The following is an 11,508-nucleotide window of genomic DNA, read 5'->3' on the forward strand; positions in this document are numbered from 1 at the left end:
GGTCCCCATCAAACTAGGCTCTTTAATTGTAGCGGCCGTGATAAATTCGCGACCACTTCATTTTTAAGGAGCTAGTCAATGGACACCCTGCGATTCAAACGGTGGAAGTTTACGTCAGATTTGGCGCCCTCGGCTGTCTTGCAACTAGATAATGCCTGCGGAATTTACGTCCTAGAGTTTTCCAACGGAGAGCAGTACGTTGGACAATCCGTTAACTTCTTGACCCGTCTCGGTTCCCACCGAAGAAAGCACAGAGACATTGTCGCCATCAACTTTTGTGAACTTCCTTCAAAGGACCTCGACTCCGCCGAGTTCGAAGAGATACAACGACGACGAGAATCCGGAATCCACCTGCGAAATAAGACTCTTCTATCCCAACCCCTAGGAGACTCTCCACTAGACGTACTCGTAGACCAACAAGTCCAAGCCAAGTGGCTAGACATTAGTCCCGAAGATGAAGACGACGTACAAATCGGTTCCCGGGGAAGATTGGCCAAACGACGACGTGCATCAATTAAGCGGTTTAATGAACTTGCTGAGCAACCAGAATTTCAAACGATTCTAGATTGTCTTGCTTCCTACGTAGCCTTTGTAATCCCATGGCCGCAGGAAACAGAGGGCAAGACGTGGACCGTAACTGCACTGCCCTCGACAAACAAGACCGCGCTCAACCGCCGACTAGCAACACTGAGCGTAAACAATGTAGAGGTTCTCTTTCTAGGACTTTACCGTGAATCCAAGGAAGAAGAATGGTGGCCATATACGGTACTAAATGTTGCGCATACTTATGAGCCTAAGTCGCGATTCGCAGACTACGTTTTCTCAACTGACAATTACCGCTCGGCTGGGCGCGTTAAATCCGTTCAACTATTTGGAGATTTCGTGGTGAGTGAGCTCCTCACACACGACGATATTTGCCTTGCTGCACGCGAATTAGCGCTGGGGCAACTGCGAAAGGGGACAACCATGTTCTCTCGCTTCCACAATGATGCGTTAGCTGATGCAATCTTTGAACGAATCGAAGAATGGGTGGAGGAAGACAACTAGGAGCCTTCATTATCAAGTAAAGAGAAAAGCCCAGCCGAAGCTGGGCTTTTCGCGTTTCCGCGTCGTTGTGCGGTGAGAGTGCGGAGCGGTTTACTCCACTACGGAGTTAGCGCCCACGGCGTGGTCGAAGAGATCCGGCAGAGTGGCGGACCAGGCGGCGACCAGCTGGGAGATGGCGACGGACTCGCCGCCGAGGGTGAGGGCGCCGGTTTCGGTGGTCTCGCCAACGATGGCGGCTGGGATGCCCAGCTCGCCGGCGCGGGCGAGGACCTGGTCGGCGCGGTCGGCGGTGGTGGCCACGAGCACGCGGGAGGCGGACTCGGAGAAGGCGGCGACGAACTCGTCCTCGTGGACCGCGGCGAGGTCCAGGTTGAGGCCGAGGCCGGCGCCGTCGGCAGTAGCACCGGCGCGCTTTGCCATCTCAAAGGCGGTGACGGCGAGGCCGCCCTCAGAGATATCGTGTGCGGCGGTGAGCAGCTCATTGCCGTGGAAGAACTCGGCAAGGCGCTTCTCGTTGGCCATATCTACCTGCGGCGGCAAGCCATTGAGAGAGGAAGCATCGGAGGTATCGGCGCTGACCTGCTGCCAGATGGAGCCGCCGAACTCGTCCTTGGTTTCACCCAGGGCGATGAGCACTTCCTTCTCGTCTACGGTACCCAGCTCGTTGCCGATGGCCTTGTGTACGTCATCGATAACGCCCAGCACGCCCACCACAGGGGTGGGCAGGATCGGCTCTTCGCCGGTCTGGTTGTAGAAGGAGACGTTGCCGCCGGAGACGGGAATGGAAAGCTCCACGGCGGCGTCGGCAAGCCCATGCACAGACTCGCGGAACTGCCACATCACGTCGGGGTTCTCCGGGGAGCCGTAGTTCAGGCAGTTGGTGATCGCGACGGGCTTGGCGCCGGTGACGGCGACGTTGCGGTAGGCCTCAGCCAGCGCGAGGCGGGCGCCCATATTCGGATCCAGCTTGGTGTAACGGCCGGACGCATCGGCAGAAACGGCCACGCCGCGGCCGGTCTCCTCATCGATGCGCAGGACGCCGGCGTCCGCGTGGTGGGACTGGACGGTATTGCCGCGCACGTAGCGGTCATACTGGTTCATGATGAAATCGCGCGAGCACAGCGCCGGGGAGGACACGAGCTTCTGCAGGGCCTCAACCAGGCCGCGCTTGTCGGTGCCCTGGTACTTCTGCAGCTCGTCCTGCCACTCCGGGCGGGCATACGGGCGGTCATACTCCGGAGCCTCATCCGCAATGGTGCCGGCTGGGGCATCCACGACGACCTCTCCCTGGTGGCGGATGACCAGGTGGTTACCCTCGGTGACCTCGCCGATCTCCGCACAGGTGACGTCCCAGTGCTCGCAGATTTCGCGGAACTTGGCTACGTTCTCCGGAGCCACAACGGCGCACATGCGCTCCTGGGACTCGGAGGCGAGGATCTCGGCCGCGGTCATATTCTGCGCGCGCAGCGGCACGTTATCGAGGTTGACCTCCATGCCTCCATCGCCGGAGGCAGCCAGCTCGGAGGTAGCGCAGGCCAGGCCCGCGCCGCCCAAGTCCTGAATGCCTACGACCACGCCGGCGTGGTAGAGGTCCAGGCAGCACTCGATGAGGACCTTCTCGGCGAAGGGGTCGCCCACCTGCACGGCCGGCAGCTTGCGCTCGGCGCCGTCCTCGAAGGTATCGGAAGCCAGCACGGACACGCCGCCGATGCCATCCAGACCGGTGCGGGAGCCGAAGAGCATGACCTTGTTTCCCTTGCCGGACGCAAAGGCCAGCTTGAGATCATCGACCTTGAGGGTGCCCACGCACAGGGCGTTGACCAGCGGGTTACCCGCATAGGTCTCATCAAAGACGGTCTCGCCGCCAATATTGGGCAGGCCCAGGGAGTTGCCGTAGCCACCAATACCGGAAACAACGCCGGGCAGGACGCGCTTGGTATCGGGGGCGTCGGCAGGGCCAAAGCGCAGCTGGTCCATCACGGCAATCGGGCGAGCGCCCATGGCCATAATGTCGCGGACGATGCCGCCCACGCCAGTGGCCGCACCCTGGTAAGGCTCCACATAGGAGGGGTGGTTGTGGGACTCCACGCGGAAGGTCACCGCATTGCCGTCTCCGATGTCCACCACGCCGGCGTTCTCACCAATGCCGGCAAGGATCTTCTCCCCCATCTCCTCGGTCATGGTCTCACCAAAGTAACGCAGGTGCGTCTTGGAAGACTTATAGGAGCAGTGCTCGGACCACATGACGGAGTACATGGTCAGCTCCGCATCGGTGGGGCGGCGGCCCAGGATATCGTGGATGCGCTGGTACTCGTCATCTTTCAGGCCGAGTTCCGCGTAGGGCTGCTGCTCGTCCGGGGTGGACTGTGCCTTTTCTACGGTGTCATTATGAACGGTCATGAAAATGGCCTCCTTAAACCGCCGGCGCCTGGGCGACGGTCTTGATGGCGGATACGAAAAGTCCCAGTCCGTCGGTGGATGGGCCGGTTAGCGTGTCAATGGCGTGCTCGGGGTGCGGCATGAGGCCCACAATGCGGCCGGACTCATCGCTCACTCCGGCGATGCCGTTGACGGAACCGTTGTAATTATCGGTATAGCGGAAGACCACGCGGCCCTCGCCCTCGATGCGAGCGATATCATCATCGCCGGCCTGGAAGCGGCCCTCGCCGTGCTTGGCCGGCACCAGGATCTTCTGGCCCTGCTCAAACTCGCTGGTCCACGCGGTGGTGGAATTGGCCACCTCAAGGTAGGTATCGGTGCAGTGGAAGTGCAGGCCCTTATTGCGGGTCAGCGCGCCTGGCAGCAGGCCCGCTTCGGTAAGGATCTGGAAGCCATTGCAGATGCCAAGCACCGGCATGCCTTGCTTGGCACGATCAATAACGGACTGCATCACCGGCGCGAGCGCGGAAATCGCGCCCGAGCGCAGGTAGTCACCATAAGAAAAACCGCCCGGCACTACTACCGCATCCACGCCGTGCAGATCGGTATCTGCGTGCCAGAGGCTTTTCACCTCTGCGCCGGCGGTGCGGGCAGCGCGAGCGGCATCCACATCATCCAGGGTTCCGGGGAAAGTGATTACTCCGATTGTGGCGGTCACTTACTTGACCTCCAGCCCAACAACCTCGTAGTCCTCGATGACGGTATTGGCCAGCAGCGTGGCGGCTACCTTCTCCAAGTCCTCTGCGGTGACGGAGTCATCGACCTCGAGCTCGAAGCGCTTTCCCTGGCGCACATCGCTGACACCGGATACCCCGATGCGACCCAGCGCGCGGACGACGGCTTGGCCCTGCGGATCCAGAATTTCCGCCTTGGGCATGACATTGACAACTACACGAGCCATGAAATATTTGCCTTACTGTATGGGGCTTTGGTCTGCGCGGCTTAGTTTAGTTGGCACCCCCGCCTTTTACCTAGACTCACCCCCGCAGTGTGGGTTTCACCCCGGTTGAGCAAACTCTACGTGAACCCCAAACGACGCTCTGGCAAACTTCGGCGTGCGCTCCAGCCTGGCCCGGCGCGGTGCTCTACTAATAGACGACGCACACTGTCGCTCTCTTTTTAAGGTTGAATCTATGTCTTCTCGCCGCCTGGGCGCGCTGGCACTTGCCACCGCCTTGTCCTCTGCCGCCCTTGCCGTTCCTACCGCCACGGCCGCCACCGATGGCTCCGCCGCAGTCATCTCCGAGGTCTACGGGGGCGGCGGCAATAAGGGTGCTGCCTTCACGCATGACTTCATCGAGCTCTATAACCCCACCGATGCCCCGATTGACCTGACCGGCTACACCGTGGAGTACTTCTCCGCCTCCGGCAATACCGGCGGCAAGGTGGAGCTTTCCGGCACCATCGCCCCGCACGGCTACTTCCTGGTGCAGGGCGCGGCCGGCAATGGCGCGGGCGAGGCCCTGCCTACTCCAGACGCCGAGGGCAACCTCAACATGTCCGGCTCCAAGGGCTCCGTGCAGCTTGCCGACGCCACCGGTACCCCCATCGATGCCATCGGCTACGGCGCCGCTTCCCTCAAGGAAGGTACCGCCGCTGCTGGCCTGTCCAATGCCAAGTCCGCCTCCCGCGACGCCGAGGGCACCGATACCGATAACAACGCCGCCGACTTCACCACCGGCACCCCTACCCCGACCAACTCCGGCAACGAGGCCCCCGCCCCGCAGCCTGAGGAACCGGCCGAGCCCGAGCAACCGGCCCCCGAGGGCGTCACTGCCATCGCGGATATCCAGGGCACCGGCGCCGAATCTCCGCTCAAGGACCAGACCGTGGCCACCGGGGGCGTCGTCACCGGCGTGTGGTCCGAAGGCGGACTCAATGGCTTCACCATTCAGACCGGAGGTACTGGCGCCGAGGCCACCGATGCTTCCCAGGCCATCTTTGTCTACATGGGCGATAAGCCGGCCGATCAGTACCCTGCCCTGGAAGATTCCGTCGAGGTCACCGGCAAGGTCTCCGAGTTCTATGGCTCCACCCAGCTCACCGCCTCCGCGGTCACGCAGCTCGATACCCCGCTGGAGAAGGTCACCCCACTCAAGGTGGACCAGCTTCCCGATGGCACCGAGGCCCGCGAGCCCTTCGAGCACATGCTCATCCAGCCAGGCGAGCACACCGTGACCAATAACTACTCGCTCAACCAGTACGGCGAGGTCGGCCTCGCCCCGGGCAAGGAAGCCTTCCGCCAGCCTTCCGATATCTTCTCCCCCTCCACGGATCCCAACTCCGATATCCAGAAGCTCACCAAGGACAACGCCGAAAAGCTGGTCACCCTGGACGATGGCCGCACCCGCGACTATCTCAAGACCGACCAGAACACCCCACTGCCTTATATCGCCCAGGATGATGCCCAGACCATCAAGTCTCTGCGCACCACCGATACCGTGTCCTTCCAGCACCCCGTCATCGTGGGCTTCTCCCACGACCAGTGGCGCTTCCAACCCACCACCCCAGTCACCGGCAACACCAAGGGCGCAGACCTGCCCATCTCTTGGGAGGACTCCCGCGCGGCCGAGCTCCACGCCATCGATGACGTCAAGGGCGAGTACACCATCGGCGCCTTCAATGTGCTGAACTACTTCACCTCCTTGGGCGAGGAATTTGGCGGCAGCGCCTACACCGACCGCGAGGGCAATAAGGTCACCGTCAACCGCGGCAAGACCCGCGGCGCCTATACCCAATCCGCGCTGGAAGACCAGGAGCGCAAAATTGTCGCCGCCATCAACGGCCTCGATGCCGACGTCATCGGCCTTTCCGAAATCGAAGATGGCTACGCCGTCACCGGTGACTTCGCCCAGCGCGATAAGGCCCTCAAGCACCTGACGGAAAAGCTCAACGAGGCCGCCGGCTCTGACAAGTGGGCCTTCGTCCCCTCCCCTTCCGAGGACGCCGTACCGGACTCCCCGGATGTTATCCGCACCGCGTTCATCTACCACAAGGATGTGGTCAAGCCCGTCGGCGAATCCCGCATCTTCCAGGATGATCGCTTCACCGGCACCGCCCGCGAACCGCTCGCTCAGGAATTCCAGCCGCTGAAGGAGGGCGAGGAATCCTTCGTTGCCGTGGCCAACCACTTCAAGTCCAAGGGCTCGGTAGCCAAGGGCGACGCCGATGCCGGCGACGGCCAAGGCAATAACCCGAACGTCCGCAACGCACAGGCCCAGGCCGTCCTCGATGCCCTGCACAAGCAGGAGGACTGGAAGGACAAGCCGCTATTCGCCCTGGGTGATTTCAATACCTACACCCACGAGACCGCACTCGATGTCTTCCGCAACGATGGTTTCACCGTCCCTGCCGAAAAGTACGAGGCTGACCCCTCCTACCAGTTCTCCGGCCTGCTCGGCACCCTCGATCACGTGCTGGCCAACAAGGTTGCCACCGGCACGCTTGACGACGCCCAAGTCTGGAACATCAACGCCGACGAACCCGTCGCCTTCGAATACTCCCGCCGCAACTACAACATCGTGGACTTCTACGATGACTCCCCATTCCGCGCCTCCGACCACGACCCGGTCAAGGTCGGCTTCACCCTCGGCGCGGACGACTCCGCCAGCCAGCCGGATACCCCTTCAGACAAGCCTTCCGATGAACCAGGTAAGCCAGAGGACAAGCCCTCCGAGAACCCTTCTGAAAAGCCGAATAAGCCTGCCTCCGGCTCTAGCTCCAGCACCAGCTCCGTGGGAGCAGGCATCGCCGCCGCCATCGCGGCCATCGCCGGCCTTGTCGCCATCCCTGGTTTCCTTGCCGTAACCGGCAACCTCCAGAAGGCCATCCCGGCCCCCATCTGGGTCATGCTCCCAAAGGAAGTGAAGAACTTCATCACTAGCCTGCAGCGCTAATTACCCATTAGCCCTAGCCCCGCATGCTTCGGAGGAAGACTCCCTAGCGGCGGGGCCCTTTTGTCATTTCACGACTTTCGTCCATATAAACCACCGCAACCGTCGACGGAAATGGGCGTTTATATGGACGAAAATCGCGAAGCTGCACTTATTTCCGCGGAGCCTCTGGCGAGGGAATGCGCGGACTATCTAGGCAGATAAGCGCCGTAATCGGCAGGGGTCGCGCCGGCGTTGATGGCCCGGTCGGCGGCTTTGACAAAATCATTGATTACTTTGCGGTCATCCAGGTTGCGTCCGGAAACCGAAAGGCGGACGGTGTTACCGCGTTGAGCAGAGCGCTCAGCAGCGCGAATAATGTTCTTGCGCCACCACTTGGCAGAACCAAAGCCTTCACCAAAAGAAAGGTTGCGGGCCTGGTGGAACTTACCAGAATTTATCTGGAGAATACCGCGGGTAGAGGCGGCTACCTCAAACTTGAACTGCGGCAAGACCTGCAAGGTACCGGGCGACATGCGCCAGCGTGGGGGCGCGAAGATGGTGGGCTCGAAGCCGATCTTGGCCATCTGGCGGGTAGCTCCGGCGAGGCGCAGCTTCGCCTCGTGCGAATCGAGGTTGGCGAATTCCGCGCGGCGGCCCTGCACCGATCGATCGAAACCGTTCAGGATAAGAACGCGGCCGGCATCGGCTTGGTCTTGGAGCCACTTCTTGGTGTCTTTGTCTTTGGCGAGATGCCAGTTGCCGTCGATATGCGGGGCAATCAGCAGGGAAACAGGAATCTCCTCCCGATCAAGGATCGAGAGGAGCCGGCTAGCCTGCTTCCGTGTGTCATCAAAGATGCTGGAGATAGATACCAGAAGGTGGCCATTCATAAGGAAAATTATCGCACAGGAATTCAGGATTCGCGCGTTGGCCCCCTATCCGGGTTTTACTTCTCCAAGCCGGTGGCCTTGTTGATGGTCCACGCGTATTCGAAGGCATTCTGGCGCCACTTTTCATAGCGACCGGACACGCCGCCATGGCCTGCGGCCATTTCGGTCTTGAGCAAGAACTCGCCGCCGGTGGCCGTCGTTCGCAGCTGGGCGATCCACTTGGCCGGCTCAACGTAGAGTACGCGAGTGTCATTGAGCGAGGTGATAGCCAGAATGTCCGGGTAGTCCTTGGCCTCGATGTTTTCGTACGGTGAGTAGGACTTCATGTAGTCATAAACCTCAGGATCGTGGTACGGGTCGCCCCACTCCTCCCATTCGGGGACTGTGAGTGGAAGCTCCGGCATGAGGATGGAGGTCAGCGGGTCCACGAACGGCACGACGGCCTGGATAGCGGTGAAGCGATCCGGGGCCATGTTGGCAATCGCGCCCATGAGCATGCCACCGGCTGAGCCGCCCTCGGCCACCATCTGATCCGCGGTGGTCACGCCGCGGGCGATGAGGTCATCGGCGACAGCGATGAAATCGGTGAAAGTGTTCTTCTTCTTGAGCATCTTTCCGTCGTCGTACCAGGTGCGGCCCATCTCGCCGCCACCGCGGACATGGGCCACGGCGAAGATCATGCCGCGATCCATAAGAGACAGGCGGGTAACGGAGAAGGCCGGATCCACGCTGACCTCATAAGAACCGTAACCATAGAGCAGGGTCGGATTCGGCTGGGTGCGGTCGAGGTCGGCGCGGTGAACAATGGATACGGGGATGTCGGTGCCGTCGGCAGCCGTGGTCCACATGCGGTAGGCCACGTAGTCATCCGGGTTATAACCGCCGGGAACCTCCTGCTCCTTGAGCAGGGTAAATTCGCCGGTATCCACGCGGTAATCAAAGAGCTGGGAGGGCTGGGTGAAAGACACGTAGCTCACGCGCAGCACCGGTGCGTCCCACTCGGGGTTGCCGGATACGGACACGGTGAAGAGTTCTTCGTCGAAGTTGAGCTCCTCGAATTTGCTGAAGCCGTCATTCACGCGCATGATGGCGGCACGGCCGATGCCGCCGCGGCGGTAGCCCACCACAATCTGATCGCGGTAGGTGTCCACGCCCTCGATGCGGGTGGTTTCCTCGTGCGGCAAGAGCGCCGGCAGGTCACGTAGGGTGGGCAGCCCATCTTTGGCCTTGGTATAGCCGACCTCGAAATTGGGGCCGGTGGCGTTGTGGGTGACGATCCAGTAGTCCTCGCCCTTAACGACGGCGTGATCGACGTCGTAGTCCACACCAGATTCGCGCTCCCACAGCAGGCGGAATTCACCCTCGGGGTTGTCTTCTTCGAGGACCCACACCTCAGAGGTCACCTTGGAGCTCACACCAAGGAAGAGGTACTTATCGGAGCGAGCGCTGCCGATGCCGACGTTGAAGTGCTCGTCGTCTTCCTTGAATACCCGCACGTCTTCGGACTGCGCGGTGCCAACCTTATGTCGCCAGATGGCGTCAGGGCGCCATGCCTCGTCGACGGTCGTGTAAAAGATATAGCCGTCGCCGGCCCAGGTGGCGCCGTAGAAGATGCCCTTGAGGTGGTCGTCGAGAAGCGCGCCGCTTTCCAAGTCCTTGATGTAGAGCTCGAAGCGCTCGTCGCCTGCGAAGTCCACGGAATAGGCCAGGTAGCGGCCGGAATCAGAGATGGAGGCGGCACCGAGGGCAAAGAAGTCCTTGCCCTCGGCCAGCGCGTTGGCGTCGAGGATGATCTCCTCGCCTTCCGGGGGGCCCTCCTCTGGGATAACCGGGGCCGTCCATGGATCGGCGCCCTCCTCTACCGGGAGGCGGCAGGAGTAGCCGTAGCTCTTGCCCTCTTCGGTGCGGCCGTAGTACCAGTAATCGCCGCGACGAGAAGGCACGGACATATCAGTTTGCTTGATGCGGGACTTAATCTCCTGGAAGATATTCTCCGTCATCTCATCCAAGTGCGCGGTCTTCGCCTTGGTGTAATCATTTTCTGCGTTGAGGTAATCCAGGGTTTCCTGGGATTCCTTATCGCGCAGCCACTCGTAATTATCCACGAACTCGCGTCCGTGGAAGGAACGGGTCACGGGGTGGACGGCAGCCACGGGGGCGGAAAGATTCTCATTGCTCATGCCGCCCCACTGTACGCGTGGCGCCCCGTAGAGCGAGAGCTAGGCCTCGGGCGAGAGGAAGTCCGCGAAGCGCTCGCCGGAAAGCCGCTCATAGGCCTCGATATAGCGCAGGCGGGTGGCGGAAACGACGTCATCGGGAAGCTGGGGAGGGGTGCCGTCGGCGGCTTGATCCCACCCGGAGGCGTCGGAAGTCAGCCAATTGCGCACGTATTGCTTGTCGAAGGACGGCTGGACCTCGCCCTCCACGTAAGAATCGGCCGGCCAGTAGCGGGAGGAATCAGGTGTCAGGACCTCATCGGCCAGCACGAGGGTGCCGTCCTTGTCCAGGCCGAACTCGAACTTGGTATCAGCGAGGATGATGCCCTTCTCCTCCGCGAGCGCGGCGGCCTCGGAGTAGATGCGGAGGGTGGCCGCGCGCAGCTCCTCGGCGCGCTCGACGCCCAGCTTGTCCACCACGAAGTCGAAGGAGACGTTCTCATCGTGCTCGCCTTGTTCCGCCTTGGTGGCAGGGGTGAAGATGGGCTCGGGCAGGCGGGAAGCCTCAACCAGGCCCTCCGGCAGCTCGATGCCGCACACGGTGCCGTTGGCCTTGTACTCCTTCAGGCCGGAACCGGTGAGGAAGCCGCGGGCCACGCACTCGAAGGGCAGCATATCTAGCTTCTTGACCACCATCGCGCGACCGAGGCACTCGGCGGGGATGCGCTCATCGTCGAGCGGGCCGGCGAGGTGATTGGGGAAATCGATGGAGTCGAAGAAGAACTTCGAGGTCGCGGTCAGCACGCAGCCCTTGTCCGGGATGGCCGGCTCTAGGGCGTGGTCGTAGGCGGAGATGCGGTCCGAGACCACCATCAACAGGGTGTTCTCGTCTACATCGTAGATATCGCGGACCTTGCCGGAGGCAAGATGGGTATAAGAAGAAAGCTCAGGACGCATGACCTTCATTCTAGCGCCCAGGGGTAGCGAGCACGTTTCGATCAAATAAGCCCCAAAATCCGCGTGGTGAACTGGCCCCCGAAAGTTGGACTGGTTTAATTCTAGGCGGTTAGGGCTTCAAGGGTCTGATTTCGATATTGCATC

8 protein-coding genes are annotated in these 11,508 nt (G+C 61.3%); 2 read left to right on the forward strand and 6 right to left on the reverse strand.

The window, feature by feature from the left end; genetic code table 11:
• Positions 1–78: 78 nt before the first annotated feature.
• A complete protein-coding gene (locus tag QP915_RS10625; RefSeq protein ID WP_284769298.1) occupies positions 79–1,047 on the forward strand; it encodes a GIY-YIG nuclease family protein in 969 nt (322 codons plus the stop codon).
• A 90-nt stretch (positions 1,048–1,137) separates the two neighbouring features.
• Here QP915_RS10625 and purL read toward each other — a convergent pair whose 3' ends face one another.
• Genes purL through purS form a run of 3 tightly spaced genes read right to left on the reverse strand, consistent with a single transcriptional unit; the run spans position 1,138 to position 4,387 of the window.
• Positions 1,138–3,447: a phosphoribosylformylglycinamidine synthase subunit PurL gene (purL, locus tag QP915_RS10630; protein ID WP_284769299.1), complete on the reverse strand. Its 2,310-nt coding sequence runs from the start codon at positions 3,445–3,447 to the stop codon at positions 1,138–1,140.
• Positions 3,448–3,460: 13 nt separating this feature from the next.
• Positions 3,461–4,144 (reverse strand): phosphoribosylformylglycinamidine synthase subunit PurQ, encoded by a 684-nt coding sequence (gene purQ, locus QP915_RS10635; RefSeq protein WP_284769300.1) that lies wholly within the window; start codon positions 4,142–4,144, stop codon positions 3,461–3,463.
• Positions 4,145–4,387: a phosphoribosylformylglycinamidine synthase subunit PurS gene (gene purS, locus QP915_RS10640; protein ID WP_150850979.1), complete on the reverse strand. Its 243-nt coding sequence runs from the start codon at positions 4,385–4,387 to the stop codon at positions 4,145–4,147.
• A 232-nt stretch (positions 4,388–4,619) separates the two neighbouring features.
• Here purS and QP915_RS10645 point away from each other — a divergent pair, with 232 nt between their 5' ends.
• On the forward strand, positions 4,620–7,382 hold the full coding sequence (locus QP915_RS10645; RefSeq protein ID WP_284769301.1) for an ExeM/NucH family extracellular endonuclease: 2,763 nt from the start codon (positions 4,620–4,622) through the stop codon (positions 7,380–7,382).
• Between the two features lie 185 nt (positions 7,383–7,567).
• Here the strand turns inward: QP915_RS10645 and QP915_RS10650 are convergent, their stop codons facing one another.
• From QP915_RS10650 to QP915_RS10660, 3 genes are read right to left on the reverse strand one after another with little or no spacing between them, the layout of a single operon-like run.
• The gene (locus tag QP915_RS10650; RefSeq protein WP_284769302.1) at positions 7,568–8,251 is read right to left on the reverse strand and encodes a DUF2334 domain-containing protein; all 684 of its coding nucleotides are present in this window, start codon (positions 8,249–8,251) and stop codon (positions 7,568–7,570) included.
• 56 nt (positions 8,252–8,307) lie between these two features.
• Complete coding sequence (locus QP915_RS10655; protein ID WP_284769303.1) at positions 8,308–10,431, reverse strand: S9 family peptidase; 2,124 nt, start codon at positions 10,429–10,431, stop codon at positions 8,308–8,310.
• 39 nt (positions 10,432–10,470) lie between these two features.
• Complete coding sequence (locus QP915_RS10660; RefSeq protein ID WP_284769304.1) at positions 10,471–11,364, reverse strand: phosphoribosylaminoimidazolesuccinocarboxamide synthase; 894 nt, start codon at positions 11,362–11,364, stop codon at positions 10,471–10,473.
• Between the last annotated feature and the right edge of the window lie 144 nt (positions 11,365–11,508).

The sequence above is a fragment of the Corynebacterium sp. MSK158 genome, from assembly GCF_030229085.1.
Lineage (GTDB): Bacteria > Actinomycetota > Actinomycetes > Mycobacteriales > Mycobacteriaceae > Corynebacterium.

Coding starts and splice junctions, on each gene's coding strand:
- QP915_RS10650 (WP_284769302.1), bottom strand. CDS start 8,251: ATGAATGGCCACCTTCTGGTATCTATCTCCAGCATCTTTGATGACACA.
- purL (WP_284769299.1), bottom strand. CDS start 3,447: ATGACCGTTCATAATGACACCGTAGAAAAGGCACAGTCCACCCCGGAC.
- QP915_RS10655 (WP_284769303.1), bottom strand. CDS start 10,431: ATGAGCAATGAGAATCTTTCCGCCCCCGTGGCTGCCGTCCACCCCGTG.
- QP915_RS10625 (WP_284769298.1), top strand. CDS start 79: ATGGACACCCTGCGATTCAAACGGTGGAAGTTTACGTCAGATTTGGCG.
- purS (WP_150850979.1), bottom strand. CDS start 4,387: ATGGCTCGTGTAGTTGTCAATGTCATGCCCAAGGCGGAAATTCTGGAT.
- QP915_RS10660 (WP_284769304.1), bottom strand. CDS start 11,364: ATGCGTCCTGAGCTTTCTTCTTATACCCATCTTGCCTCCGGCAAGGTC.
- QP915_RS10645 (WP_284769301.1), top strand. CDS start 4,620: ATGTCTTCTCGCCGCCTGGGCGCGCTGGCACTTGCCACCGCCTTGTCC.